The 25,265-nt window shown below is 67.2% G+C and carries 24 protein-coding genes and 1 tRNA gene; 6 read left to right on the top strand and 19 right to left on the bottom strand.

Annotation, left to right across the window (positions count from 1 at the left end; translation table 11 throughout):
• Window positions 1-11 precede the first annotated feature (11 nt).
• Entirely contained in the window at window positions 12-905 is an 894-nt protein-coding gene (locus O5K31_RS07450) for a cobalamin biosynthesis protein CbiG (protein WP_269716671.1), read from the top strand.
• Between the two features lie 306 nt (window positions 906-1,211).
• Here the strand turns inward: O5K31_RS07450 and O5K31_RS07445 are convergent, their stop codons facing one another.
• The 3 genes from O5K31_RS07445 to O5K31_RS07435 all read right to left on the bottom strand — a co-directional run bounded on the left by O5K31_RS07445 (window position 1,212) and on the right by O5K31_RS07435 (window position 3,971).
• Entirely contained in the window at window positions 1,212-2,552 is a 1,341-nt protein-coding gene (locus O5K31_RS07445) for an MATE family efflux transporter (protein ID WP_332367273.1), read from the bottom strand.
• Between the two features lie 121 nt (window positions 2,553-2,673).
• Window positions 2,674-3,150 (bottom strand): hypothetical protein, encoded by a 477-nt coding sequence (locus O5K31_RS07440; RefSeq protein ID WP_269716670.1) that lies wholly within the window; start codon window positions 3,148-3,150, stop codon window positions 2,674-2,676.
• 14 nt (window positions 3,151-3,164) lie between these two features.
• Window positions 3,165-3,971: a DUF4198 domain-containing protein gene (locus O5K31_RS07435; RefSeq protein ID WP_269716669.1), complete on the bottom strand. Its 807-nt coding sequence runs from the start codon at window positions 3,969-3,971 to the stop codon at window positions 3,165-3,167.
• Between the two features lie 174 nt (window positions 3,972-4,145).
• Here O5K31_RS07435 and O5K31_RS07430 point away from each other — a divergent pair, with 174 nt between their 5' ends.
• Entirely contained in the window at window positions 4,146-6,191 is a 2,046-nt protein-coding gene (locus tag O5K31_RS07430) for a TonB-dependent receptor domain-containing protein (protein WP_269716668.1), read from the top strand.
• A 2-nt stretch (window positions 6,192-6,193) separates the two neighbouring features.
• Window positions 6,194-6,949 (top strand): energy transducer TonB, encoded by a 756-nt coding sequence (locus O5K31_RS07425; RefSeq protein WP_269716667.1) that lies wholly within the window; start codon window positions 6,194-6,196, stop codon window positions 6,947-6,949.
• Window positions 6,950-6,958: 9 nt separating this feature from the next.
• Here the strand turns inward: O5K31_RS07425 and O5K31_RS07420 are convergent, their stop codons facing one another.
• The 5 genes from O5K31_RS07420 to glmU form a co-directional block, all read right to left on the bottom strand.
• Window positions 6,959-8,338 (bottom strand): class II 3-deoxy-7-phosphoheptulonate synthase, encoded by a 1,380-nt coding sequence (locus tag O5K31_RS07420; protein WP_269716666.1) that lies wholly within the window; start codon window positions 8,336-8,338, stop codon window positions 6,959-6,961.
• A 116-nt stretch (window positions 8,339-8,454) separates the two neighbouring features.
• Complete coding sequence (locus tag O5K31_RS07415) at window positions 8,455-9,657, bottom strand: O-antigen ligase family protein (RefSeq protein WP_269716665.1); 1,203 nt, start codon at window positions 9,655-9,657, stop codon at window positions 8,455-8,457.
• The gene (gor, locus tag O5K31_RS07410) at window positions 9,654-11,039 is read right to left on the bottom strand and encodes a glutathione-disulfide reductase (RefSeq protein ID WP_269716664.1); all 1,386 of its coding nucleotides are present in this window, start codon (window positions 11,037-11,039) and stop codon (window positions 9,654-9,656) included. The genes O5K31_RS07415 and gor overlap by 4 nt, the downstream gene beginning before the upstream one ends.
• A 44-nt stretch (window positions 11,040-11,083) precedes the next feature.
• Window positions 11,084-11,770, bottom strand: coding sequence for a ribose-5-phosphate isomerase RpiA (gene rpiA / locus O5K31_RS07405; RefSeq protein ID WP_269716663.1), 687 nt, complete (start codon window positions 11,768-11,770; stop codon window positions 11,084-11,086).
• Window positions 11,767-13,143, bottom strand: a complete 1,377-nt coding sequence (glmU, locus tag O5K31_RS07400) for a bifunctional UDP-N-acetylglucosamine diphosphorylase/glucosamine-1-phosphate N-acetyltransferase GlmU (protein ID WP_269716662.1) — start codon at window positions 13,141-13,143, stop codon at window positions 11,767-11,769. The genes rpiA and glmU overlap by 4 nt, the downstream gene beginning before the upstream one ends.
• Before the next feature lie 56 nt (window positions 13,144-13,199).
• On the opposite strand from glmU, the gene gph reads away from it, so the two are divergent.
• Window positions 13,200-13,895, top strand: coding sequence for a phosphoglycolate phosphatase (gene gph, locus O5K31_RS07395; RefSeq protein ID WP_269716661.1), 696 nt, complete (start codon window positions 13,200-13,202; stop codon window positions 13,893-13,895).
• A 19-nt stretch (window positions 13,896-13,914) separates the two neighbouring features.
• Here the strand turns inward: gph and O5K31_RS07390 are convergent.
• The 5 genes from O5K31_RS07390 to yajC all read right to left on the bottom strand — a co-directional run bounded on the left by O5K31_RS07390 (window position 13,915) and on the right by yajC (window position 17,347).
• Window positions 13,915-13,989: transfer RNA gene (locus O5K31_RS07390), tRNA-Val, on the bottom strand.
• 91 nt (window positions 13,990-14,080) lie between these two features.
• Window positions 14,081-14,437, bottom strand: a complete 357-nt coding sequence (locus tag O5K31_RS07385; protein WP_269716660.1) for an Mth938-like domain-containing protein — start codon at window positions 14,435-14,437, stop codon at window positions 14,081-14,083.
• Between the two features lie 2 nt (window positions 14,438-14,439).
• The gene (gene secF / locus O5K31_RS07380; RefSeq protein ID WP_269716659.1) at window positions 14,440-15,414 is read right to left on the bottom strand and encodes a protein translocase subunit SecF; all 975 of its coding nucleotides are present in this window, start codon (window positions 15,412-15,414) and stop codon (window positions 14,440-14,442) included.
• 12 nt (window positions 15,415-15,426) lie between these two features.
• On the bottom strand, window positions 15,427-17,028 hold the full coding sequence (gene secD, locus O5K31_RS07375; protein ID WP_269716658.1) for a protein translocase subunit SecD: 1,602 nt from the start codon (window positions 17,026-17,028) through the stop codon (window positions 15,427-15,429).
• 19 nt (window positions 17,029-17,047) lie between these two features.
• A complete protein-coding gene (gene yajC, locus O5K31_RS07370) occupies window positions 17,048-17,347 on the bottom strand; it encodes a preprotein translocase subunit YajC (RefSeq protein ID WP_269716657.1) in 300 nt (99 codons plus the stop codon).
• A 120-nt stretch (window positions 17,348-17,467) separates the two neighbouring features.
• Here yajC and O5K31_RS07365 point away from each other — a divergent pair, with 120 nt between their 5' ends.
• Window positions 17,468-18,307 carry an ATP-binding protein gene (locus tag O5K31_RS07365; RefSeq protein ID WP_269716656.1) on the top strand — a complete coding sequence of 280 codons (840 nt, stop codon included), beginning with the start codon at window positions 17,468-17,470 and terminating at the stop codon, window positions 18,305-18,307.
• Between the two features lie 10 nt (window positions 18,308-18,317).
• Window positions 18,318-18,563, top strand: coding sequence for a hypothetical protein (locus O5K31_RS07360; RefSeq protein ID WP_269716655.1), 246 nt, complete (start codon window positions 18,318-18,320; stop codon window positions 18,561-18,563).
• Window positions 18,564-18,572: 9 nt separating this feature from the next.
• Here O5K31_RS07360 and O5K31_RS07355 read toward each other — a convergent pair whose 3' ends face one another.
• The 6 genes from O5K31_RS07355 to tatB form a co-directional block, all read right to left on the bottom strand.
• A complete protein-coding gene (locus tag O5K31_RS07355) occupies window positions 18,573-20,624 on the bottom strand; it encodes a LysM peptidoglycan-binding domain-containing protein (RefSeq protein WP_269716654.1) in 2,052 nt (683 codons plus the stop codon).
• Window positions 20,625-20,763: 139 nt separating this feature from the next.
• Window positions 20,764-21,429 carry a protein-L-isoaspartate(D-aspartate) O-methyltransferase gene (locus tag O5K31_RS07350; protein ID WP_269716653.1) on the bottom strand — a complete coding sequence of 222 codons (666 nt, stop codon included), beginning with the start codon at window positions 21,427-21,429 and terminating at the stop codon, window positions 20,764-20,766.
• The gene (surE, locus tag O5K31_RS07345) at window positions 21,429-22,217 is read right to left on the bottom strand and encodes a 5'/3'-nucleotidase SurE (protein ID WP_269716652.1); all 789 of its coding nucleotides are present in this window, start codon (window positions 22,215-22,217) and stop codon (window positions 21,429-21,431) included. Before surE ends, O5K31_RS07350 begins: the two co-directional genes overlap by 1 nt.
• 5 nt (window positions 22,218-22,222) lie before the next feature.
• Complete coding sequence (gene serS / locus O5K31_RS07340) at window positions 22,223-23,737, bottom strand: serine--tRNA ligase (RefSeq protein ID WP_269716651.1); 1,515 nt, start codon at window positions 23,735-23,737, stop codon at window positions 22,223-22,225.
• 76 nt (window positions 23,738-23,813) lie between these two features.
• Complete coding sequence (tatC, locus tag O5K31_RS07335) at window positions 23,814-24,704, bottom strand: twin-arginine translocase subunit TatC (RefSeq protein WP_269716650.1); 891 nt, start codon at window positions 24,702-24,704, stop codon at window positions 23,814-23,816.
• On the bottom strand, window positions 24,701-25,228 hold the full coding sequence (tatB, locus tag O5K31_RS07330; protein WP_269716649.1) for a Sec-independent protein translocase protein TatB: 528 nt from the start codon (window positions 25,226-25,228) through the stop codon (window positions 24,701-24,703). The genes tatC and tatB overlap by 4 nt, the downstream gene beginning before the upstream one ends.
• Window positions 25,229-25,265 lie beyond the last annotated feature (37 nt).

Here is a 25,265-nt window from a genome sequence, read left to right as displayed (position 1 = left end):
GGAGTACGGTCGTGTCCCGCCTGTTCAACGCCTATGTGATCATCGACTGGAGCGCCTCGGCCAAGCCGAAGACGGGCAAGGACTCCATCTGGATCGGCGTGCTCAAGCGTGACGTGCGGTTCCGCCTGACGTTCGAGGCCCACAACCCCGCGACCCGGGACGAGGCCATGAAGGTTCTGGGCGATGTTCTGGCCGACCTGCGCCGGCGCAGCGAGCGGGTCCTGATCGGCTTTGACTTCCCCCTCGGCTATCCGTCGGGCACGGCGAAGATGCTCGGCCTCGACCCGGCCGACTGGCGCGGCCAGTGGGCGTTCATGACCAAGAACGTGGTCGACAAGCCCAACAACACCAACAACCGCTTCGCCGTCGCGGCCAAGATGAACCGCCTGATGACCGACGAGGCGCAGCCGTTCTGGGGCTGCCCGGTCAACGACGCCCAGCGCTGGCTGACCACCACCAAGCCGACCGCCCGCCGCGACGATGTGCCGGCGGAGTTTCGTCATGCCGACAAGGCGGCCAAGGGCGCGAAGAGCGTCTGGCAGATCTTTGGCAACGGCACGGTCGGCAGCCAGGCCATCGTCGGCATTCCCCATGTGGCCGCGCTGAAGAAGGCGCTGGGCGACAAGGCCAAGGTCTGGCCGTTCGAAACCGGCTGGCGCGCCCAGTCCCCCGCCGATCTGGATGGGCTGGAGGCGGTCATCGCCGAAATCTATCCCGCCCTGGGCGAGGTGAAGCCCGAGGGCGACGAAGTCATCGACCGCGCCCAGGTCCGTGCCTTGTGCGAGCAGTTCGCCCGCATGGACGAGGCCGGCAAGCTGGGCGCCGCCTTCGGTCCGCAGAGCGCTGTCTCGACCGAGGTGTTCGACGCCGTCGAGCAGGAAGAAGGCTGGATCCTCGGCGTCTGATCGTCACCAAAGTATCCAATCGCCGCGTATCCGGACTGGAAGCGGTGACAACGACGACTGCGAAGACAGGATAGGCCCGGTTTGGGCGGCGGGGATAAATCTGTCCGGCCGCTAGCCGCGCCTTGGCGGCGAAAGCCCTGTCAGCTGGGAATTTGGCGCTGGATCGCCTGAATTGGCGGCCCGCGGACGCGGGGGCCCTCGCCACGAGGGCGGGAGGCTTTGGCTAGCCAGGCAGGCTCGGAAAAATGTCTCCAAAGTCCCCTGAAAGGGCCCCGGTGTATCGGGAGTATCGGTCTCCAGAGTCTCCTAGAAGCTGTCGCGGCGGATCAGCATCTCAAAGCGGGTGCAGAGGAACACGGCGGCGGCCAGGCTGGCGGCGATGACGCCCCAGACGATGCCGTTCAGGCCCATGCCCATGGGGACAGCCAGGAACCAGGCCAGCGGGGTCATGATCGCCGCATAGGCGATGACGTGGGTGATGGTGGGCACGAGCACGTCGCCTCTGGCGCGCAGGGCCTGGGCCGCAACCACCTGCACCGCGTCCGCCGTAAAGAACAGGCAGGCCAGGACGATGGCCGGCGCGGTCAGGGCCAGCAGGCCGGGATCGCTGGTATAGGCGCGCGCGATCGGGCCGGCGGTCGGCCAGACGATGAACGAGATCAGCGTTCCCGCCAGCAGGGCCACGCCACCGCCCAGGATGCCCGCACGCTCCACGCCCGCCCGATCCCTGGCTCCATAGGCGGTGCCGACCAGGACGCCGGTGGCCGTGGACAGGCCCAGCGGGACCATGAAAATCAGGGCCGCGACGTTCAGCACGATGGCCCAGGCGGCCACCTCGGCCCCGCCGACCATGCCGGCGAAGATGCTCATGGCGGCGAACGCGCCGGACTCCACGAAATAGGAGGCGCCGGCCCCATAACCGACCTTGCGCTGTTCAGCGGCGGCGCCGGGTTCGCGCGGCGCGCGGCGGAAGACGCCGAGGGCTCTGGCCTCCTTCATGCCGAAGACGCAGATCAGCATGGCGATCATCAGGAAGACGCGCGAGCCGAACGTCGCCCAGGCTGAACCCACCGCGCCCCAGGCCGGGATGCCCAGCACGCCGGGCACCAGCAGCAGGTTGAGGGCCAAATTCAGGCCGTTGGCGATCCACATGATGGCCAGGCCGGGCCCGGGCCGCGACAATGCCTCCAGATAATAGGTGGCCGCCACGGAGATGAGGTACGGCGTCAGGGAAAGGGCGAAGACCAGAAGGGCCGCGCTGGCGCCGTCGGCGAGTCCGGCCTCCAACTTGAGGGCATGGAGCATGGGCGGACCCAGCAAGATCAGCCCGACGGTCGCGATCATCCCCACCCAGAAGGCGTAGACGATCCCACGCCGCAGGATCGCGCCGGTCTCGGCGCGACGGCCCTCGCCCAGTCGGCGGGCGGTCATGACCTGGACCCCGGCCAGAAGGCCGACGCCCGTGGTGACGATGGCGGCGGTCGGCGCCCAGCCGAGGGCGTGGAAGGCCAGTTGCTGTGCGGAGAAGTGGCCCACGACGATGGCGTCGGTCAGGCCCATGACCATGATGCCGAGCCGGGCCAGGATCACCGGCCCTGCAAGTCGCAGGAGGGCCGACAGATCGGCTCGCATCAGGCTGTTGAACATCGGTCGCCCCGAACAGGAAGGGCGCGGAAGGTGGCCGAGGCCCGGGGCCTTGGCAAGTGTACCCGAGGTGCGGCCGCCCCGGTCCGAAGACCCAGGCGGCCAGCTTTCCCTCTGGAGGAAGTCAGTTGGCGGGCTTGGCCTGCGCCTGCTTGATCAGGGCGTCGGCGGCGCTGACCTTGCCGTTCTTGTCCTTGTCCTGCTCGGCGAAGGCGCGGGCGCCGGAGGCGTCGTATTCGGCCTTGCTCATCTTGCCGTCCTTGTCCTTGTCCAGGACGCCGAAGCGGACATGGGTCTGGCGCACCTCGCGCTGGCGGTCGGCCAGCTTGTCTTCGGCGGACTTGTCGGACTTGGCCAGGCGAGCGTCGAGGCGAGGTTCGAACTCGGCCAGGTACTCGGCGTCGGACACCCAGCCGTCGCCGTTGGCGTCGGTGGCCTTGTAGCGGGCGGCGCGGCCGGCCTCGAACTCAGCCTGGGTCACTTCGCCGTTCTTGTCGGCGTCATAGTCGGCGACGAAGGCGTTGAGGGCGTGCGGCGCGGCCAGGGCCGGCGTCGCGAGCAGGCCGGCGAAGGCGGCGGCGATCAGGATATTGCGGGTCATGGTGCTGTCTTCCCTTACTGGGCGGCTTCGAAGCTGAGGGTGTGGGTGTAGGAGCGGTACGGCGTCTCGGCGCCGGCCGGAGACGCGGTGCGGTGGCGCACGATGGTCATGTAGAGACCGGCGTCCGGCGCCGTCAGGCTGAAGGTCCCGTCGGCGGCGGTCCGGGCCTCGCCCGCGACCTTCCGCCCATCGAAGATCCCGTTGGCGCGGTAAAGGCGGATAAGGGCGCCAGCCAGGGGTTCGCCGTCGAACAGCAACTGGAACTTGGCGGCCGACCCGGCGCCGATGTCGCTGGGGTGAGTGACGGGCTTCAGCTCCAGCCCCACGCCCTTGGGATCGAGGGCGGCGGCGCTGGGCTTGCCCTTGGTGACATAGGCCTCCGCGGTGGTGATGCTGGCCACATCGACGAGCTTGGCGCCGGCGGGAGCGCCCTCCGCCTCCTCACCCACCATCAGCCATTCGCCCTTGGCGTCCTGGTACATCTTGCCCTTGCGGCCCTGGCGGGGACCGGTGGAAAAGCGATAGGTGCCCTCGCCGGGGGTGGCGGCCTCGAGCACGGCCAGGTCGCGCAGATAGGTCGGGGTTCCAATGGGGGCTTCGGCGCCCGCCGGGCTCTTGGCGAAGAAGAACGTCGACTTCAGCACCACCTCGGGGACGAACGGATCCTCGGTGAAGGACGACTGCAGGGTCACGTGGTCGGCCTTGCCGCCCAGGGTGAAAACGGTCGGCAACAGGTACGGCATGTGCGCCGAGGCGACGCCCGCCGCCGCCAGCACGACCACGGCCGCACCGGCCGACAGGGTGGTTTTCAGAAGTCTCATGCTCGCCCCAGACGTTGGTCGCCGACGACCGTGTCGGCCAAGCCCCGATAATGCAGTTGAGACTCACTTGCAATTAAATCGTCGCTGGGGCACTTAAGCGTCGCCGTCGGGGCCAAGGCGTGCAGACACGAAAGACGCGCGAATGCGTCTCATAAGCATCTCTTGGGGATTACCATGAAGCTTCTCTCGCCGCGGTCCCGGACCGCCCTTCTCGCCGGCGCGTCCACCCTGCTGCTGGCTACCGCCGTCCAAGCTCAGGACGATTCGACCGCCAAGCTGTCGCTGGGCCGCGTCATCGTTTCGGCCGGCGCCGAGAAGGTCGCCATCGACACGCCGCAGGCGGTGACGTCGCTGGATCAGGACGACATCGACGACACCCAGGCCTCCACCATCGGCGACGTGCTGGAAGGCATTCCGGGCGTCAGCGTCCAGGGCGGCGTCAGCGCCCTGGGCCAGGGCTTCAACATCCGCGGGCTGGGCACGGGCGTGGCCGACTCCGACAGCCGTATCCTGATGCAGGTGGATGGGGTGTCGAAGTTCTTCGAGCAGTACCGGATGGGCGCGTTCTTCAGCGAGCCGGAGCTGTACAAGCGCGTCGAGGTCCTGCGGGGACCGGCCTCCTCCACCCTCTATGGCGCCGGCGCCCTGGCGGGCGTGGTCAACTTCACCACCAAGGACGCGTCTGACTTCCTGAAGGGCGACGACCCGTTCGCGGTTCGTCTGCGCGGCGGTTACGAGACCAACGCCAACGCCCGCTTCGGCTCGGTGATCTTCGCCGCCAAGCCGGTGGAGAACCTGGACCTGCTGGCCATGTACACGGCCCGCAAGAGCGACCACTACGAGAACGGCGCCGGCGTCGAGATCAATCCGTCGAACGTGGACTCCAGCTCCTACCTGCTGAAGGGCCGCTACTACATCGGCGGCGACAAGGGCCACAGCATCTGGGCCAGCTACCAGAACTGGATGAGCGACAGCACGCAGATCTACGATCAGGCCGAGGCGTTCGGCACCACGCCGGTCCGCCGCAAGGTCGACGACGACACCGCCGTCATCGGCTACGAGAACGACTTCAACGGCTCCAACCTGTTCAACCTGTCGGCGCAGGGCTCCTACGCCATGTCGAAGGTGGAGCAGCGCGAGACCACCTTCCTGTCGGGCGTGGTCTATTCGGAGTTCTCGTACGAAACCCTGCAAGGGCGGATCGAGAACCAGTCCAAGTTCACCCTGAGTCCGGACTGGACCGCGTTCCTGTTCGTGGGTGCGCAGGCCTACAAGCAGGAGCGCCGCAATCCGCGCGTCACCACGACCGGCACGACCACGCCGGGCGCGGCGACCCACCCGGAAGGGGACATGGAGAAGTACGGCCTGTACGCCCAGGCCGAGTTCGTCTGGTCCGACAAGCTGACCATCATCCCCGGCGTGCGCATCGACTGGACCAAGCTGGAACCCGGCGCGGGCGTGACCACGCGCACCGTGGTGAAGGATGACGCCATCTCGCCGAAGATCGCGGCCATCTACGCGTTCAACGACACCGTCTCGGTGTTCGGGTCCATCGCCCATACCGTGCGCATGCCGGTGCTGGACGAGATCTACAGCCGCACCAGCGCCACGGCGACCAACTTCGCCCTCAACCTGGAGCCGGAAGAATCCGACAACTACGAGGTCGGCTTCACCCTGTCGTTCGACGGCGTGGCGCTGCCGGGCGACGCGGTTCGGCTGAAGACCACGGCCTTCCGCAACGACGTGTCGAACCTGATCACGCGGGGCACGGCCACGACGCCGTACTTCGTCAATGTCGGCGAGAGCCGGTTCGAAGGCGTGGAGATCGAGGCCGAATACGCCTCGCGGGGCCTGTTCGCTCGGGCGGGCCTGTCCTTCATCGAGGGCGAGGATCAGATCCGCAACGTGCCGCTGAACACCATCCCCGCCGACGAGCTGAATCTGACGGTCGGCTATCACTGGCTGGACAAGGGTGTCGCGGCTGGTTGGCGCGGCGAGTTCGCGGCCGACCAGAGCGAGGTGTCCATCGCCTCGGAACGGACCGCCGGCTACAGCCTGCACAACCTGTTCGTCAGCTGGAAGCCGCGTTCGGGCCTGCTGGAGGGGCTGGATGTCCGCGCCGCGATCGACAATGTCGGCGACAAGAAGTACCGCCGCCACCTGTCGTCGCTGGACGCTGAAGGGCGGACCTTCAAGCTGACGGTCGGCAAGACCTTCTGATCGTGCGCGCGGCTTCCCGCATTCGCTGGATCGCCTGGACAGGCGCGGCCGGGGCCCATGGCCTGGTCGCCCTGGCCATGGCCATGGGCCTGTCGCCCACGACCCGGATGATGCAGGAGCCGTTCGCCATCTCGGCGGAGCTGGCGCAGGTGCGCGGGGGCGAGGTCGTCTCCCGCGCGCCCTTCCCGCCGGCGCCGAGCGTCGCCGAGACCCAATCGGTCCCGTCCAAGCCGGACGCGGCCGCGCCGTTGCAACCGCCGCCGCCGCCCGAGGTTGTCCCCCTTTCCTCGGCGGTCCGGGAGTCATCCGCCCGGACGGAAGCGGCGCCGGCGGCTTCGCAACCCACCCGGCAGGCCGTCGCTGACGCCGCGCCGCCGAGTTCAGGCCCGGGCCCGGCGACGCCCGTCGCCGCGCCGGCCCGCCGGGTGGGGACTGCGACCGGCATGGATGTCGATGCGCCGCACGGCGCCGGCAAGGATTACGCCTCGCGGCTGCGCAGCTGGCTGGAGTCGCACAAGACCTATCCCCGCAAGGCGCGGATGCGCCGCGAGGAGGGTGTGGTGGAGGTGCGTTTCGTGGTGGATCGCAGCGGTCATGTGCTGGACGGCGATATCGTGCGCGGCTCGGGGCACGCACTGCTGGACACCGAGGTCCTGGCCATGCTCGCGCGGGCGGACCCGTTTCCGCCCGCCCCGCATCACATGCGCGGCGAGCGGATCGAGATATCGGCTCCGGTCGAGTTCTTCCTCAACCGCTAGACGGCTGGATCAGCCAGCCTTGCGCAGGGTGTCCTCGCGGGACGCCTTCAGCTTTTCAGCCATCAGGAAGGCCAGCTCCAGCGCCTGTTCGCCGTTCAGACGCGGGTCGCAGTGCGTGTGGTAGCGGTCGCCCAGATCACCCTCCGACAGGGCGCGAGCCCCGCCGAGACATTCGGTGACGTTCTGGCCGGTCATTTCCAGGTGGACGCCGCCGGGATGGACGCCTTCGGACTCGGCGACCTCCACGAAGCCGCGAACCTCGGCCAGGATCCGGTCGAAGGGCCGGGTCTTGTAGCCGTTAGCGGCCTTGAGGGTGTTGCCGTGCATGGGGTCGGTGGACCACACGACGGTGCGGCCCGAACGCTTGGTCGCCTCCATCAGGCGCGGCAGGCGGTCGGCGATCTTGTCGGCGCCGAAGCGGCCGATCAGGGTCAGGCGGCCCGGCTCGTCATTGGGGTTCAGGGCGTCGATCAGGCGCAGCAGGTCGTCGGGCTCCATGGTGGGGCCGCATTTGACGCCGATCGGGTTCTTCACGCCGCGCATGAACTCGATGTGCGCGCCGTCCAGCTGACGGGTGCGCTCGCCGATCCACAGCATGTGGGCGCTGGTGTCGTACCAGTCGCCCGACGTGGAATCGATGCGGGTCATGGCTTCCTCGAAGCCCAGCAGCAGGGCTTCGTGGCTGGTGAAGAACTCCACCTGATGCAGGCCCGGATAGGTGTCGGGGGTCACGCCGATGGCGGCCATGAAGGCCAGGGATTCGCTGATCTTCTCCGACAGCTCGCGGTATCGCGCGCCCTGCGGGCTGCCTTCGACGAAGCCGAGGGTCCAGCGGTGGATGTTGTACAGGTCGGCGTAACCGCCGGTGGCGAAGGCGCGCAGCAGGTTCAGGGTCGAAGCCGACTGGGCGTAGGCCTTGAGCAGACGATCCGGATCGGGGATGCGCTCTTCGGGGTTGAAGCCCATGCCGTTGATGTTGTCGCCGCGGTAGGACGGCAGGGTCACGCCATCGATGGTCTCGATGGGTTCCGAGCGCGGCTTGGCGAACTGGCCGGCGATGCGGCCGACCTTCACCACCGGCTTGCCGCCGGCGAAGGTCATCACCACCGCCATCTGCAGGATCAGGCGGAAGGTGTCGCGGATGTTGTCCGCGTGGAATTCCTTGAAGCTTTCGGCGCAATCGCCGCCCTGCAGCAGGAAGGCGCGGCCCTGGGCCACGTCGCCCAACAGGCTTTTCAGGCGACGGGCCTCGCCCGCAAAGACGAGCGGCGGCATCTGACGAAGCGTGCCTTCGACCCGTTCCACAGCGGCCATGTCGGGATAGTCCGACGGCACATGCTTGGCGGGTTTGGCTCTCCAGGACTGCGGGGTCCAGCGTTGGGTCGTCATGACGGCTACTCAGGGAACGGAAGAAGGGTGCGGTTTCTATCCTAAACCGAAGCGCAAAGCAAAAAACGTGCGCAAAACGTCTCGTTTCATAAGAAACGAAGGAAAATTTTTGCCCTCTAGGCCCGCGCGCGGCGGAGAATGAGGCATGTACATGCCGCAAGCGCGCCCAGACCTAACCACCACTCCTGCCAGAGGCCGAAACTGATGGCGCCGACGGTCATGTAGGCGATGAGAGCCGCCAGACCGGCGGCGGCCTCGGGGCGGTTCTCCTCGGCCTGATTGGCCAGGTTGAAGGCCGTCCAGCAGAAGAACACCGCGCCCAGGGCCGCGCCCAGGGCGCCGAGTTCAAGCCAAAGCTGCAGGGCGCCGTTGTGGGGATGAAGGGGTATGGCGGGATCGAAGGTCCGGCTGGCGTCGAAGCCCCACCCCTGCCCCGGCCGCTCCAGAATCTTGGCGGCGGTGAAGGCCCAGATGTCCAGGCGGGCGTCCCAGGACTGGCCGACCAGGCGATGGAGCCAGGCGAAGAAGCCGTTGCGCGCCGCCTCCAGGGTCAGCATCGGCATGATGGCGAAGTAGAGGGCGATGGGCGGGATGAAGGCCAGACCCGCCAGGCGACCGCCGTAGCGAACGGCTGCGAAGGCCAGACCGCCTAGGACCAGGGCCAGGATCGGCGCGTCGGCGCCCAGCAGGATGGATGCGGCCGTCAGCAGCAGGCCCGCGGCCGGAGCCGCCAGCTTCCAGCCGCTACGCCACGCCGCTACGGCGGCCGGCCAGAACAGCACCGCCAGGACGTACAGCCCTTGGGCGATGTTGCGGCGCGCTAGGTCGGGGCGGATCGGATCGCCGATGGCCTGCTTGATCGCCTGGTAGAGGCTGGCGCCCAGCAAGGCCTCCACGAACAGGATCAGCGCCAGGGCGCTCGCTCCGGCCGCCAGCAGCGTCTGCGCCCGCCGCGCCGACCGCACGGCCAGCCGACCGAAGGCCAGGATGGCGGAGCCATAGAGGGCAAGCTGCAACGGCAGCTTGAGGGCGTTCTCCATCGCCGCCTTGGGCTTGATGGTGACGTAGGGGCTCCAGTCCAGGCTGATCAGGGCCCAGAGGATCAACAGCAGCAGCGGCGCGAGCGGCAGGATCGAACCCCATCGCCGACGCAGCAGCGGCAGGGCCATGACCCCGGCGATCCCCATGAGCGGCGCGAACGCCAGGGGCGCCAGGTAGCCGAGGATGGGCGTCAGGACGAGGACGAAGCCGGCGATGAAGCCCAGCCAGGTCTCACCCCGCGTCGGACGGTCCGCCGCTTCTGTGGAGACCGCGGTCAAGCGCCGCCAAGCTCCTGCGGAACGTACTTCTCGCGCATGGTGACCAGTTCCTCGGCGGCGGTCGGGTGAACCGCGCAGGCGGAATCCCACTGGGCCTTGGTGGCGCCCATCTTCACGGCGATGGCGGCCAGCTGGATCATCTCCGGCGCGTCGGGACCGACGATATGGACGCCGACGACCTTCTGGCTTTCCGCCTCGACCACAAGCTTCATCAAGCACCGCTCCTCGGCGCCCGCGAAGGCGTACTTCATCGGGCGGAAGACGGTGCGATAGATATCGACCTTGCCGAATTTGCGGCGGCCTTCGGCTTCGCTGAGCCCCACCGATCCGATGGGCGGCTGGGAGAAGACCGCGCTGGCGACATTGTCGTGATCGAAGCTGGTGGGGTTGTTGTAGAATTCCGTCTGAGCGAAGGCCGCGCCCTCGCGGATGGCGACCGGGGTCAGGTTGATGCGGTCGGTGACGTCGCCGACGGCCCAGATGTTTTCGGCCGTGGTGCGCGAATGGTCGTCGACCTTCACGGCGCCGTTTTCGTTCAGCTCGACGCCGACTGTCTCCAGACCCAGCCCATCCACGTGCGGCTTGCGGCCCGTGGCGTAGAGGATCTGGTCGGCTTCGCACAGGATGCCGTTGCCCAGGTGAGCGACGAGGCCCGTAGGGGTCTTCTCGATCTTGTCGGGCGAACAGCCGAGGATGACGCGGATGCCGCGTTTTTCCAGTTCGCCAGCCAGGTGCTCGCGCACATCGTCGTCAAAGCCGCGTAGGATGTTGGCCCCGCGATAGACGAGGGTCACTTCGGAGCCCAGGCCCGCGAAGATGCCCGCGAACTCCACGGCGATATAGCCGCCGCCGATGATCACGATCCGCTTGGGCAGGCTATCCAGCTGGAACGCGTCGTCCGAGGTGATCACATGCTCGATGCCCGGTATCTCTTCCGGCACCGAGGGCCGGCCGCCGACGGCGATCAGGATTTTCTTGGCCGTCACCGTGCGGGCGTCGTTGCCGGTGATCTCGATGGTGTGCGGACCCTTGATGGTCGCGCGGCCATGCAGGAGTTCTACCCCGGCGTTATGCAGGTTGCGCACATAGATGCCGGACAGGCGGGCGATCTCGACGTCCTTGGCCTCGATGAAGGTCTTCCAGTCGAAGCTGCTTTCGACCTTGGACCAGCCGTAGCTTTCGGCGGTCTTGAAGTGGTGGGCGAATTCGGAGGCGTAGACCATGAACTTCTTGGGCACGCAGCCGCGGATCACGCAGGTGCCGCCGACCCGATATTCTTCCGCCACGGCGACCTTGGCGCCGCTCATGGCCGCGAGGCGCGAGGCTCGAACGCCGCCCGAGCCGGCGCCGATGACGAAGAGGTCGTAGTCGTACTCAGCCATGGAGGGCTCCAGATCCAGTCACGCTTGAACGCACAGATAGGGCGTCAGGGCTGCAGGCGCACTATGCCGTTATCGGTTCCGAGCAGAGCTTCCTCCGCAAGGTCCAGGAAAAGGCCGTGCTCGACCACGCCCGTGACGCTCTTGAGCGCCGCCGCCAGAGCTGACGGGTCCTCGATCCGGCCGCAGGCCACATCGTAGATCAGATTGCCGCCATCGGTCTTCACCGGGGCTCCGTCCTTGAGGCGCAGACGCGGCGGCATGCCGATGTCGCATTCCGACAGGGCGTCGCAGATGCGGCGGCTGGTGGAGAGATGTCCAAACGCCACCACCTCGATCGGCAAGGCGAACTTGCCGAGAGTCTCGACCTTCTTGGCGGCGTCGGCGATGACCACACAGCGCTTGGAGGCCTCCCAGACCAGCTTCTCGCGCAGCAGGGCCGCGCCGCCGCCCTTGATCAGCGACAGGCCGGGGCCGATCTCGTCCGCGCCATCAACGGTCAGGTCGATCTCGGGCGCGTCGTTGAGGTCCAGGAGCGGGATGCCAAGCTCGGTCGCCAGGGCGGCGGTGGCTTCGGAGGTCGGCACGCCCTTGATCCCCGTCAGGCCGCGGGCCGCCAGGGCCTTGACGAACCACGCGGCGGTGGAGCCGGTGCCGAGGCCCACGATCATGCCGCTCTCGACAAGCTGGGCGGCGGCTTCGCCCGAAATGCGTTTCTGGTCGTCGGCGCTCACTTTGAAGCTCCCTTTTTCTTGGCGGCCTTGAGGGCGCGGAACTTGGTCGCCCAGCCGGGCTTTGCTGTCTGGTCGGCGCGTGCCAGGGCCAGGGCGCCGGCCTCGACATCCTTGGTGATCACGGAGCCGGAGGCGGTCATGGCGTTCTCGCCCACCGTCACCGGCGCCACCAGGGCGCTGTTGGAGCCGATGAAGGCGCCGGGGCCGACATGGGTCTCGAACTTCTCGAAGCCGTCGTAGTTGCAGAAGATCGTGCCCGCGCCGATGTTGGCCTTGGGCCCCACCGTGCCGTCGCCGAGATAGGACAGGTGGTTGGCCTTGGCCCCCTCGCCCATCTTGACCTTCTTGACCTCGACGAAGTTGCCGACCTTGGCGTCACGGCCGATGTCGGCGCCGGGGCGCAGGCGGGCGTAGGGGCCGATCTCGGCGCCCTCGTGAACCAGGGCCCCCTCAAGATGGCTGAAGGCCCGGATCTGGGCGCCGGCGGCGACGCTGACGCCGGGGCCGAAGACGACGTTGGGCTCGACGGTGACGCCAGCGGCGAGATGGGTGTCCCAGGACAGGAACACGGTTTCGGGCGCGACCATGGAGACGCCGGCCTCCATGAGGGCGGTGCGGCGGCGGCGCTGGAACACCGCCTCGGCGACGGCGAGCTCGCCCTGTGAGTTCACGCCCATCACCGCCTCTTCCGAGGCGAAGGCGACGCGGGACTTCAGGTGGGCGTCGTGGGCGAGGCCGACGATATCGGTCAGGTAGTACTCGCCCTTGGCGTTGTCGTTGGTGACCCGAGACAGCAGGTCAAACAGCAGGGCCGCGTCGGCGGCCAGGACGCCGGAGTTGCAATGCTTGACCTGAAGCACGCTCTCGTCGGCCTCCTTGGCCTCGACGATGCGCAGCAGGATCTGGTGGGGGGCCAGGATCAGGCGGCCGTAGGCGCCCGGGTCCTTGGCGTCGAAGCCGAGCACGGCGACGTCCGCGTCTGCCGCGCGCAGGTCGAACAGCGGGGCGATGGTCTGGGCGCTCAGCATCGGGCAGTCGGCGTAGGTGACCACCACGTCGCCCTCAAAGCCCTGCAGAGCCTCCCTGGCGGCCAGGACAGCATGGCCGGTGCCCAGGGGCGGGTCCTGGATGGCGACGGCGGCGTCGCCCAGCCGCCTGGCGAGATGGGCGCCAACCTGCGGGCTGTGGGTTCCGGCGACCACGACGATGCGCTCGCAGCCCAGGCCCTCGGCCGCGTCGATGGCGTGGTCCAGCATGGTGCGGCCGCCGACCTTGTGCAGCACCTTGGGCGTCGGCGATTTCATCCGCGTGCCCTGGCCGGCGGCCAGGATTACGGCGGCGCGGGGACGGGCCCCGGGGGCGGCGGTGGTCATGGCGACTCGCGCTCCTGCATTGCTTTCCCATCGCGTTTAGCCGAAACGGCGGCCTTATGCATGACCAGCTCCCGCTTTCCGGCCTGACGATCGCCTTCGACCTCGATGGCACCTTGGTGGACACCGCACCCGACCTGATCGGCGCGTTGAACACCGTGCTTGCGGAGGAGGGTCTAGCCGCCCTGCCCTATGAGGATGTCCGACTAATGGTCGGGCGCGGCGCGAAGGCCCTTCTGGAGCGGGGCTTCACGGCGGCTGGCGCGCCGCTGGACGCCGAGCGCGCGCCTGGCCTGGTGGAGCGGTTCATCGCCGTCTATCTGAGCCGCATCGCCCAGGAGAGCACGCCTTTCCCCGGGACGGTCGAGGCGCTGGAAAAGCTGCGGGCGGACGGCGCCAAGCTTTGCGTCTGCACCAACAAGCTGACGGGCCTGTCGACGGCGCTGTTGGACGCGTTGGATCTGACGAAGCTGTTCGATGCGGTGATCGGCCAGGACCTGGCTCCCGCCCCCAAGCCCGACGCCCGCCATCTGCTGGTCGCCATCGAGGCCGTGGGCGGCCGCCCCGACCGCGCGATCCTGGTGGGCGACAGCATCGCCGACGTGGGCGCCGGCAAGAACGCCAAGGTGCCGGTGATCGTGGTCAGCTTCGGCTATACCGAGGCGCCCGCTCGTGAACTGGGCGGCGACATCGTCATCGATCATTTCGACGAACTGGACGGCGTGGTGCGCGCCTGGGCGAAGGGCGCGGCCTGAACCGATTTCGGGTGGGGAATGGTGGATGCGACAGGGATTGAACCTGTGACCCCCTCGGTGTGAACGAGGTGCTCTCCCGCTGAGCTACGCATCCGCCGGCAGGAAGGGTTGCGCCTATAGCCCGGCCATTCGGTGGGGGCAAGGCGCTTTTGCGAACCTTGGCCCCAAAGCTGTGAGCGCCGCGATTAGACGGCGATCAGGGCGACCGCGACGCGGCGCCCCTGGGTGGCCAGCACGTTGTAGAGTTTGGCCGCCGCCTCGGTGGACATGAACTCCAGGCCAAAGCCAGCATTGCGCAGCGCGTCCTTCACGGCGCGCGACGGCGGGGCCATGGTCGCCCCGGTGCCGAGCAGCACGAACTCGACCACGGACGGGCCAGCGGCCACGACATCAGCGAAATCCTCGGGCTTCAACTCGGCCAGGCTGCGCACAGGCCACGGGTGCGGCTGGTCGTCGAGCAGCAGCAGCGAGCCGTCATGGCGCTTGCCCTGCACGCGAAAGCCGCCATCCCCATAGGCGTCTATGGATGGCGGCTGACGCATGTTCAGGGACGGACGGCGGAACCGGTGGGGACGATCGGCTTGGCCGGCTCATCGTCGTCGCCGCGCTTGACGCCCCACAGCAGGATGATCGGCGCGCCGACATAGATCGACGAATAGGTGCCGAAGACGATGCCGAAGATCATGATGATCGAGAACCCGAACAGGGTCTCGCCGCCGAAGACCGCCAGGCCGCCCAGGGCGAGCACGGCCGTCAGGCCGGTGATCACGGTGCGCGACAGGGTCTCGTTGATCGACAGGTCGATCACGTCGCCCAGGGGCATCTTCTTGTACTTGCGCAGGTTCTCGCGCAGGCGGTCGAACACCACGACGGTGTCGTTCATCGAGTAGCCGATGATCGTCAGCAGGGCCGCGATCGTCGTCAGGCTGAACTCAAGATTGAAGAAGGCGATCAGGCCGAAGGTCAGGATGATGTCGTGGAACAGGCCCGCCACGGCGCCCAGACCGAACTGCAGTTCGAACCGGAACCAGATGTAGACCATCATCAGGCCGATCGCGAGACCAAGGGCGATGATGCCGCCCCGGAACAGCTCGCCGGACACCTTGGGGCCGACAACCTCGGTGCGGGCGAACTTGACCGGTGCGCCAAGGGCCTGGGTCAGGGCGGATTTCACCCCTTCCGCGGTCTGGTTGGCGTTCATGTTCGGCGGGGTCTCGAAGCGGACCATGGCCGAGGTGGCGTCGAAGCTCTGGACCTGGACGTCGCCAAGGCCGCGACCGGACAGAGCCTCGCGAACGACGCCAGGGTCAAGGGCGCGCGGGGCGGTGGAGAATTCCAGCACCGTGCCGCCACGGAAGTCGATGCCGCAGTTCAGGCCGCCGCAAGGCCCCTTGAAGGGCAGCAGGGTGGCGGCGAGGGACGCGATCACCGCGATGATCGAGAAGGCGGCGGCGAACTTGGCGAAGCTGACGAACCGGAAGTTCGTCTTCACCGGAAGGATCTTGATCAGGGGCCACATCGGACCTGGCTCCTAAGCGATCGGCAGGGTCTTCGGGCGCGTGGTGCGATACCACACGGCCAGAAGGACCTGCGTAATGAGGACGGCGGTGAACACCGAGGTGATCACGCCGATGGACAAGGTCCAGGCGAACCCGCGGACGGGGCCCGAACCGAACTGGAACATGATCGCCGCCGCCAGGATGGTCGTGACGTTGGCGTCGATGATGGTGGTCATGGCGCGCGAGAAGCCGGCGTCCATGGCCGACAACAACGGCCTGCCCGCTCGAACCTCGTCTCTCATGCGCTCGTAGATCAGCACGTTGGCGTCCACGGCGACGGCGAGGGTCAGGATCAGACCGGCGATGCCGGGAAGGGTGAGGGTCGCCTGCGTCATGGTCATGATGGCCGTGATCAGCAGACCGTTGATCACCAGGCCCACGACCGAGATGCCGCCGAACAGGAAGCCGTAGGACAGGATCATGAAGGCCACGATGGCCACGAAGGCCACCAGGGTGGAAATGCCCCCGGCCTTGACGGCGTCAGCGCCCAGCTCGGCGCCGACCGTGCGCTGCTGCTCGACCTTCAGCGGGGCCGGCAGGGCGCCGGCGCGCAGGAGGACGGCGAGGTCGTTGGCGCTCTCGACCGTGAAGCTGCCGGTGATCTGACCCGAACCGCCGGTGATGGCGCTGTTGATCACGGGAGCCGAGATGACGCGGTTGTCGAGGACGATGGCGAAACGCTTGCCGATGTTGGCGCTGGTGGCGTCGCCAAAGCGGCGCGAGCCCACGCCGTTGAAGCGGAACGACACCACGGGCGCGCCCGATTGCTGGTCGAACTGCTGCTGGGCGTCGGTCAGCATGTCGCCCGAGACCACCACGCGCTTCTTGAGCACATAGCCGGGCAGATAGCCGTCGTCGCTGGGCACATAGACCGAGCCCGGCGGCACACGGCCGGCGGCGGCGTCCTGGGCGGTGACGGTCTCATCGACCATCTGGAAGCTGAGCTTGGCGGTCTGGCCGATGACCCGCTTCAGACGCTCGGGATCGCTTTCGCCGGCGGCCTGGACCACGACACGGTCAATACCTTGGCGGGTGATCGACGGTTCCTTGGTGCCGAGCTGGTCGATCCGGCGACGGATGATTTCGATAGACTGATCGACGGCCTTGGCGGCTTCGGCATTGAACGCCTCGGCGACGAAAGCCACCTCGATGCGCTGGCCCTGGACGTTGACGTTGACGTCACGGCCGCCCGGCGTGCCGGCCAGGGGCGCGCCGACGCTGTTGCGCAGCAGGTTGGCGGCCTGATTAACCTGGGCCGGATCATTGATCAGGACCGAGATGCGGCCGTTCTGCTGGCTCAGGCTGCTGAACTGGATCTGGCCATTGCGCAGAGTGCCGCGCATGTCCTCGATCAGATTGGTCAACTTCTCGGCGCGGAGCGCCTGGGTATCGACTTCAAGCAGCAGATAGGACCCGCCCTGGAGATCCAGGCCAAGGTTCAGCTTCTGCTTCGGCATCCAGCCGGGCATCGCATCCAGCGTCCGCTGAGGCAGGACGTTGGGCAGGGCGAACAGAATCCCGAAGACGACCGAAAAGGCGACGGCCAGGAGCTTCCAGCGCGAGAGATTGAGCATCGAGGCGGGGCTTTACGTCTTAGTCGTTCGCCGGTTCGCCGCGGGTGCGAACCTCGGTGATCATGCCCTTCACCACCTTCACGGTGACGCCGGTGGCGATCTCGACGCCGACTTCCTTGTCTTCGACGCGAACGATCTTGCCCAGGATGCCGCTGGACAGGACGACATTGTCGCCGCGCTTCAGGCTCGACAGCAGGGCCGCATGTTCCTTCATCCGCTTTTGCTGCGGACGGATCATGAGGAAGTAGAACAGCACCACGAGCAGGAGGATCGGGGCGATCTGGATCAGGAAATCCTGGGGACCGGCGGCCGGGTTCATCGCATCTCCAATTGTCTTCTTGGGCCCGGCGCTTCACGAGCGGGGCCGTTTTTAGGTCGGCGGAAGCTATGCGCTCGCCTGCCCTTTTGCAATGAGCGGCAGGCGGCTTATAGCCAGAGCATGAGCCAGGACCTGTCGCCCATCCTCATCCGCATCGCCGAAGCCCTTGAGCGCCTGGCGCCGCAACCGGCCAGGGATCTCGATTTCGGGGCCGCCCGGCTGTTCCGCCATGACCCGCAAAGCGGCGCCTTCCTGCCGGCGCCGGACTATCCCATGGCGCTGGATCTGCTGGTCGGCGTGGATCGCCAGAAGGAGAAGTTCCTGCAGAACCTGCAGCGCTTCGCCGAGGGGCTGCCCTGCAACGACGTACTGCTGTGGGGCGTGCGGGGCACGGGCAAGAGCTCCATGGCCAAGGCGGCCTTCATGGCGGCGGCCAAGGCGCATCCGGTCCTGAAGCTGGTGGAGGTGGACCGCGACGCGGTGACCGCCCTGCCCGACCTGTTCGATCAGTTGCGCGGCCGGGACGAGCGGTTCGTGGTGCTGTGCGACGACCTGTCGTTCGAGGACGGCGCGGCGGCGGCCAAGGCCCTGAAGTCGGCTCTGGAGGGCGGCGTGGCCGGTCCGCCGGAGAACGTGATGTTCGTGGCCACCTCCAACCGCCGGCACCTGATGCCGCGCGATCACGTGGAGGGCCGGGGCGCCATCGCCGCCCAAGAGGACGCGGAAGAGGAGATCAGCGTCTCCGACCGCTTCGGTCTGTGGCTGGGCTTCCCGCCCATGGATCAGGCGACCTATCTGGAAGCGATCCGAGGCTATGCCCAGCGTTTCGGCCTGAAGGTCGAGCACCTTGACCGTCGCGCACTGCAGTGGTCACAGTTGCGAGGCTCGCGCTCCGGTCGCATCGCGTGGCAGTTCACCCGCGACCTGGCCGGCGAGCTTGGAGTGAAGCTGACCAACTAGAGGGGTGTCCATGAGCAAGGCGTGGTTCAAACCCAAGCGGTACGGTTATGGCGCCGGTCTTCCCATCACCTGGGAAGGATGGGCGCTGCTGGCGGTTTACACGGCCAGCACCGTGGGCGCGGTCTGGTACTTCCGACCGCCGGCCTTTCCCTTTTACGTCGGCATCCTCGCCGCAACGGTCCTCAGCGTCGCGCTGGTCATCGTCAGTCGTCGCAAGACGGACGGCGAATGGCGCTGGCGCAACGGCGAGGACTGATCCCGCCGGCTACTGCGGCAGGACAAGGGCCGGGTTGATCGGGCGCGCCTTATCCTTCGGCGACGGGGCGTAGCGGACTTCGAAGTGCAGCTGGGGTTCGGCGACCCCGCCGGTGGAGCCGGCCTGGCCGATCTGCTGACCTTGAGTGACCTGCTGGCGCATCTTCACATCGGTGCGGCTGAGGTGGGCATAGGCCGTCACCCAGCCGTCCGCGTGCTTGACCAGCACCAGATTGCCAAAGCCCGGGACCTGATCGCCGGAATAGACCACCTCGCCCGCGGCGGCGGAACGTACGGGGTCACCGGCGGCGGCCTTGATGTTCAGGCCGTCATTGCGCTGCGAGCCGGCCTTCGGACCGAAGTCGGACAGCAATTCACCTGTCAGGGGCCAGATGAAGCGGCCTTTGCCGGCGGCGACGATCTCGGCCTCGCTAAGGGCGGGAGCCGACTCGACGATGGCGGGGCGCGAGGTCTGGGCCGGGCGCGTGGGCGTGCCGGTGTAGGGCTGCGGCCGGGTCGGCAGGTTGGCGGCGGGTTCTTCGCGGACCGGCGCCGGGGTCGTCGGCGCAGGAGCAGGAGCGGGCGTCGAGCGGACAGGAGCCGGCGTCGAGGCGGCCGGCTTGGGGACGCCACGGTCACGGAAGCCAGCGGGCAGGATCAGACGCTGACCGGACCGCAGCCGGGCCGTGGAGCGCAGGTTGTTCTCGGCCGCCAGGGCTCGGGTGGTGACGCCGAAGCGCTGCGCGACCACCGCCAGGGTGTCGCCGCTCTCGACCACATAGGCCTTGGCCTTGGTCGCCTCGCCTTTCAGGCGCTGGCCGACGGTCAGGCGGTACGGGGATTTCAGACCGTTTAGTGAAGCCAGTTCACGGCGGCTCATGCCCATGCGGTCGGCGATCTCGTCGAGATTGTCGCCGCTTTTGACGGTGTAGGTCTTGGCCGGGCCATCGACGGTGATGACGCGGCCGCCGCCGGCGACGTCCGCGCTCCCGGCCGTGTCGACCACGGGCTCTTCGCGCGATGGGCGGACCTGATTGGGGCGGCTGGTCACGGGCGCCGGACGGGCCGTTTCCGGCTCGGCGCGGGTCGGGACGGAGCCGCCCTCGCCCGGGATGGTCAGCTTCTGGCCGACGCGCAGGCCGGTGCGGGCGGAAATGCCGCTGGCCTCGGCGATGGCGGCCGGGGTGGTGTCGTACTTGCGAGCCAGGGCGAACAGGGTGTCGCCGGACGCCACGGTGTGAGTGCGAACTTCGCCGCCGCGCGACGGTGTACGGGTCGGCGTTGAAGACGGACGGCTGTCTTCGCCGCCGCCCGGGACGTTGAGCTTCTGGCCGGCGGTCAGGCGATAGGGCGAGCGCAGATCATTGGCCTGGGCCATGTCCTCGATGGAGACGCCCTGCGACTTGGCGATGGTGGCCAGGGTGTCGCCGCGCTTGACCGTGTAGGAGCCCGAGGTCGAGCTGGCGCTCTGACCCGCGGCGCCAGGCACCTTCAGCTTCTGCCCGGCGTCGAGGCGATAAGGCGAACTCAGGCTGTTGGCCTCGGCCAAGGCGTCCTGGCTGACGCCCAGCGACCGGGCGATGGACGCCAGATTGTCGCCGCGCTTGACGGTGTATTCGGAGGCGGTTTCGCGCACCGCCGAGCCGGAACGGCGACGGCTGCTGGTCTGGGCCAGGGCCAGTTCGAAGGAGCCGTCGGAGGCGGCCGTCGCTTCGGTTTCAGCGGAACGCGCCGGCGCGAGCGGGGCCAGTGTCTGGCTGGTCACAGCCATGGGCGCGCGGACGGTCGAGGGGGCGGCGTCCGGAATCTGGGTGCTGGTGATGCCCGAGCCAGAAGTCGAAGGCGGCGCATAGGCGGGTGTCGCGCTCGCCGCGACCGGCGTGTCGGCGGCCGGATTTCGGATCGGGAAATTGGGCTTGGGCATGCGCAGACCCTGCCCGCGCGGCTGGTCCTGGGTGATCGGATAGCGAGGCGTCTGGGCCGTCGCCGCGCTGGCGAGCGCGGCGGTCAAGGCCATAAGGCTTGCGGCGATCAGCGTGTTGCGGGGGTTGTTTTCCGTCATCGCTGGATCTTCCTTCAACTCACACAACCTTACTGGTGCGGCCTTAGCGTTAAGCCCGCGTTAAGCACGACGAATTGGTCGCAGGCGCGCGGCGATATGTCCGAAGCGATTCGCGCCCGCTTCAGCCGACGAAATCGCTCTAGAGTTCGCGCGCCACGCCATCCAGCAGCGGGACGAAACGCACGTCGCACAAGACTTCGACCTTGAAGCCCCCCTGCCCGTCGCCGGCGTAGCGCTTGAGGCTCTGGACCGGCCCCTTGCCCACCGGCGCGACGAGCACGCCATTGGGCTTGAGCTGATTGAGAAGCGTCTTGGGTTCATCCGGCGCCGCCGCCGTGACCAAAATGCGGTCAAAAGGCGCCTGTTCGGCCCAACCCTCGCCGCCATCGCCGAATTTGGTGATCACATTGGTGAGACCGAGCACCGCAAAGCGTGTCTCGGCTTCCTTCATCAGGGTGCGGTAGCGCTCCACCGTGTAGACCAGCCGCGCCACGCGCGAGAGGATCGCGGTCTGGTAGCCGGACCCGGTGCCGATCTCCAAAACCCGCGACCGGGGCTCAAGGGTCAGGGCCTGGGTCATCAGGCCGACGATGAAGGGCTGGCTGATCGTCTGGCCGCAGGCGATCGGCAGGGCCGAGTCCTCCCACGAGCGTTCCTTGAACAGGTCCGGGGTGAACAGGTCGCGCGGGGTCTTTTCGATAGCGTTCAGGACGCCGGGCTCGGTCACCCCCTGCGAACGCAGGGCGAGGATGAGCCGCGCCATCTGGGTTTCGGGCGACTCGTCGGTCTTGGGAGCCTTGGCCATCAGCCCGCCTTCACTTTCGGGATGGCGCCGCCGAGCAGGCCCTTCATCTGGTGGACCGTGTCGTGGTGCGTCAGATCGATGTGCAGGGGCGTCACCGAGATGCGCCCCTCGTACACCGCCTTGATATCGGTGCCGTCGGCCGGACGCGAGGGCTCGTTGCGAAAGCCCATCCAGTAATAGTCGCGACCGCGCAGGTCGGTGCGGCGCTCGGCGTGCATGATCGACACGTCGCGGAAGCCCTGCTTGGTCACTTCGACCTCATGCACCTGATCGGCGGGCGCGTCGGGGAAGTTGACGTTGATGATCACGTCCTTGGGCCAGCCGATCTCGACCAGCTTCTGGACGATGCCAGGGGCATACTCGACGGCGGTGTCGTAGAGCGCCTGCTCGCTGTCGTGGAAGACGCGCAGAGCCTGGCTCATGGCGATGGCGGGAACGCCTAGGGCCATACCCTGGATCGCGCCGGCCACGGTGCCGCTCATGGACACGTCCTCGCCAATGTTCTGGCCGCGATTGACGCCCGACAGGATCAAATCCGGCGGGCCGTCCATCAGGTCCTGAACCGCCAGCATGACACAGTCCGTGGGCGTGCCGGCCACGGCGAACTTGCGCGGCTCGATCCGGCGCACCCGCAGCGGCGACGTCAGGGACAGGGCGCGGCCGACGCCGGACTGCTCGGTCTCCGGCGCGCAGATCCAGACGTCGTCGGTCAGGGCGCGGGCGATGCGCTCCAGCGCCTGCAGGCCCTCGGCGTGGATGCCGTCGTCGTTGGTCAGCAGAATCCGCACGCCGCTCAGCCCCCGATGTGCGTAAGGCCGCCCATATAGGGCTGCAGGGCCGACGGGATGGCGATGCGACCGTTCTCGTCCTGATAGTTCTCCAGCACGGCCACGAGCGTGCGGCCGACGGCGAGGCCCGAGCCGTTGAGGGTGTGGACGAAGTGCGTGCCCTTCTCGCCGGTCTTGCGATAGCGAGCGTCCATACGACGCGCCTGGAAGTCTCCGCAGTTCGAGCAGGAGCTGATCTCGCGGAAGGTGTTCTGCGAGGGCAGCCAGACCTCGAGGTCGTAGGTCTTGCGCGCACTAAAGCCCATGTCGCCCTTGCACAGCAGCATGGTGCGGAACGGTAATTCCAACTTCTTCAGCACAGCTTCGGCACATTCGGTCATGCGCTGGTGCTCGGCCTCGGATTTGTCAGAGGTAGTGATCGAGACGAGTTCGACCTTATAAAACTGGTGCTGACGGATCATGCCGCGCGTATCGCGGCCGGCCGAGCCAGCTTCGGCTCGGAAGGATGGCGTCAAGGCCGTCATGCGTAGAGGCAGTTCCTCCTCGCTGAGGATTTGCTCTCGTACAATGTTGGTAAGAGAGACTTCGGCCGTAGGGATCAACCAACGTTGCTGCGGAACTCGGGCTAGCGCGGCCCGCTTCATGCTCTCGTAATGCAACTCCACGAGCTCTTCCGCTCTTTGCTCGATGAATCCAACAGCAAAAGCACGAACATCAACGTTAGAAGTTCTATCGCCAAGCGCATGCTGCAGCTGCTGCTTTATAGTCTCCGAATTATCACGGACTATTTGATCTCTATATTCGGCCCTAATTGAACTCAGCTCGTCCCAATCCATGAACTGAGTGGCGAACAGGTCCTCTTTGAATTTAGGTAGTTGACCCGTTCCAAATAGTGCCGCCTCTCGAACCAAAACCGGCGGCGACACCTCGACGTAGCCATGCTCATTGACCTGTAGGTCAAGCATGAACTGGCCCAACGCACGCTCAAGACGTGCGATCTGCCCTTTAAGAACAACGAACCGCGAACCCGACATGCGGGCGGCGGCTTCAAAGTCCATGCCTCCAAGGGCCTCGCCCAAGTCGACATGGTCCTTTGGGGCGTTCAGCCTGCCCGCAGGCAGTTTTGCAGCGTCGCCCCAGTTGCTTTGCTCGACATTGCTGCCTTCGTCGTCACCCTCTGGAACCTCATCGAACGGAATGTTCGGCAGACCGGCCAGCAGGTCGTGCAGTTGCGCGACGGCCCCAGTCTCGATGACACCCTGCTGAGCGAGAACGCCCTTGAGGGCTTCCACCTCGGCCATCAGGCGGGCGGCTTCGGCCTCGTCCTTCCTGGCCTTGGCGGCGCCGATCAGCTTGGAGGACTCGTTGCGTTTGGCCTGGGCCTCCTGAACGGCCCTCTGGGCGGCGCGCAGGGCGGCGTCGAGGGCGATGGCTTCCGCGGCCTTGCCGGAGAAGCCTTTCGCGGACCACGCCTTTTCAAACAGGTCAGGGTTTTCGCGGATGGCCTTGATGTCGTGCATCGGTCTTCTCGGGAAGGCGGGAGAGCCGCATTCCTTAAGGCGCGTCGGTCAGGGCGCCAACCGCAGAAGCGACTCTTTAGGTGGCGACGAGGTCTCGCGCCTCATCCTCGATCCGCCGATTGCGGGCGATGAGCCAGACGCACCAGATAGAGACTTCGTAGAGAAGGCAAATCGGAATGGCGAGCATCAGCTGACTGATCGGATCGGGCGGCGTGACGATGGCGGCGACCACGAAGACGGCGACGATGGCGTAACGACGCCCCGTGCGCAGCATCTCGGCGTTCACCAGCCCCGCCAGCCCGGCCAGCGACAGCACCACCGGCAGCTGGAAGCAGAGACCGAAGGCGAGCAGCAGCGAGGTGACCAGGGTGAAGTAGTCCGACACCTTGGGCAGCAGCTCGACCGAGATGTTGCCGGCGCCGACGATCTGCTGGCTCAGGGAGAACCACAGAACGAAGGGCAGCATGACGTAGTAGACCAGCGTCGCGCCAAGCATGAACAGCACCGGCGAGGCCATCAGGAACGGCAAGAACGCCTTGCGCTCCTTTTTGTACAGGCCGGGGGCGACGAAGCGGTACAGCTGGAAGGCCAGCACCGGGAAGCAGATCGCAACCGCCCCGAAGGCGGCCAGCTTGAGCTTGGTGAAGAAGAATTCCAGCGGCGCGGTGAAGACCAGCTTCAGCGAGCCGGGCGCAAGGGGCGGGATTTCCTTCAAGCCCAGCAGGGCGAAGAACAGGTCGAAGGCGCCATGCTTGCCGCCGCTCGCCTTCTGCGCGGCCATCAGGCCGGCGGCGACCTCGAACGGGCGCAGCAGGAAGACATAGAGCGTGTCGGCGAAGGCGAAGCACACGCCAAAACCGACGAACAGCGCGACGACACAGATGATCAGGCGGGTGCGCAGCTCGACCAGATGGTCCAGCAGCGGCGCGCGCGACGCCTCGATCTCGTCTTCGATGTCCGCGCTCATGACTTCGCCTTGGCGGGGGCTTTAGCGGCCTTGGCCGGTGCCTTGCGGGGCGCGGCGGCGGCCTTCTTGACCGGGGCCGTGGCGGCGGCCTTGGGCGCGGCGGCAGGTTTCTTGGGCGCAGACTTGCGCTTTGGCTTGGCTGGGGCCTCGGGCTCGATGGCGGCCGGCTCGTTCTGGGTCGCGAAGCTGGTGGGCGGGAAGGACATGTCGCTGCCCTTCAGGCTGGCGTCGATGTCGTTGAAAACCTGATCGACGCTGGCGTCCTTGGCCGCGTCGGCAGCTTCCTGGACGGGATTGGTGAATTGGCCCGCGCGCATGGCGGCCACTTCCTTGCGCAGCTCGTCCAGCTCTGACTGGCGGGCCATCTCATCGAAGGAGGCGCGGAATTCGTTGGCCATGCCACGCAGACGCGCGACGAACTGCCCGAGCTTGCGAAGAAGCACGGGCAGGTCCTTGGGTCCGACCACGATCAGTGCGACCGCGGCGATGACCATGAGTTCGGTGGCGCCGATTTCGGGAAGCATGACGGCCTTAGAGGCGTCATCGCGCGGAGGTTCAACC

It is taken from the genome of Caulobacter sp. NIBR2454, assembly GCF_027474405.1.
Classification (GTDB): Bacteria; Pseudomonadota; Alphaproteobacteria; order Caulobacterales; family Caulobacteraceae; genus Caulobacter.
Note: the sequence above shows the minus strand (reverse complement) of the source record. Positions and strands in the feature narration are given on the sequence as shown.

Bases quoted from the DNA above. Each gene is read 5' to 3' on its own strand.
- serS (WP_269716651.1), bottom strand. From the start codon at position 23,737: ATGCACGACATCAAGGCCATCCGCGAAAACCCTGACCTGTTTGAAAAG.
- O5K31_RS07385 (WP_269716660.1), bottom strand. From the start codon at position 14,437: ATGCGTCAGCCGCCATCCATAGACGCCTATGGGGATGGCGGCTTTCGC.
- glmU (WP_269716662.1), bottom strand. From the start codon at position 13,143: ATGACCACCGCCGCCCCCGGGGCCCGTCCCCGCGCCGCCGTAATCCTG.
- secD (WP_269716658.1), bottom strand. From the start codon at position 17,028: ATGCTCAATCTCTCGCGCTGGAAGCTCCTGGCCGTCGCCTTTTCGGTC.
- O5K31_RS07435 (WP_269716669.1), bottom strand. From the start codon at position 3,971: ATGAGACTTCTGAAAACCACCCTGTCGGCCGGTGCGGCCGTGGTCGTG.
- secF (WP_269716659.1), bottom strand. From the start codon at position 15,414: ATGTGGCCCCTGATCAAGATCCTTCCGGTGAAGACGAACTTCCGGTTC.
- O5K31_RS07420 (WP_269716666.1), bottom strand. From the start codon at position 8,338: ATGACGACCCAACGCTGGACCCCGCAGTCCTGGAGAGCCAAACCCGCC.
- gor (WP_269716664.1), bottom strand. From the start codon at position 11,039: ATGGCTGAGTACGACTACGACCTCTTCGTCATCGGCGCCGGCTCGGGC.
- O5K31_RS07355 (WP_269716654.1), bottom strand. From the start codon at position 20,624: ATGACGGAAAACAACCCCCGCAACACGCTGATCGCCGCAAGCCTTATG.
- O5K31_RS07445 (WP_332367273.1), bottom strand. From the start codon at position 2,552: ATGTTCAACAGCCTGATGCGAGCCGATCTGTCGGCCCTCCTGCGACTT.
- tatC (WP_269716650.1), bottom strand. From the start codon at position 24,704: ATGAGCGCGGACATCGAAGACGAGATCGAGGCGTCGCGCGCGCCGCTG.
- O5K31_RS07430 (WP_269716668.1), top strand. From the start codon at position 4,146: ATGAAGCTTCTCTCGCCGCGGTCCCGGACCGCCCTTCTCGCCGGCGCG.
- yajC (WP_269716657.1), bottom strand. From the start codon at position 17,347: ATGAACCCGGCCGCCGGTCCCCAGGATTTCCTGATCCAGATCGCCCCG.
- O5K31_RS07360 (WP_269716655.1), top strand. From the start codon at position 18,318: ATGAGCAAGGCGTGGTTCAAACCCAAGCGGTACGGTTATGGCGCCGGT.
- O5K31_RS07365 (WP_269716656.1), top strand. From the start codon at position 17,468: ATGAGCCAGGACCTGTCGCCCATCCTCATCCGCATCGCCGAAGCCCTT.
- tatB (WP_269716649.1), bottom strand. From the start codon at position 25,228: ATGCTTCCCGAAATCGGCGCCACCGAACTCATGGTCATCGCCGCGGTC.
- O5K31_RS07440 (WP_269716670.1), bottom strand. From the start codon at position 3,150: ATGACCCGCAATATCCTGATCGCCGCCGCCTTCGCCGGCCTGCTCGCG.
- O5K31_RS07350 (WP_269716653.1), bottom strand. From the start codon at position 21,429: ATGGCCAAGGCTCCCAAGACCGACGAGTCGCCCGAAACCCAGATGGCG.
- gph (WP_269716661.1), top strand. From the start codon at position 13,200: ATGCATGACCAGCTCCCGCTTTCCGGCCTGACGATCGCCTTCGACCTC.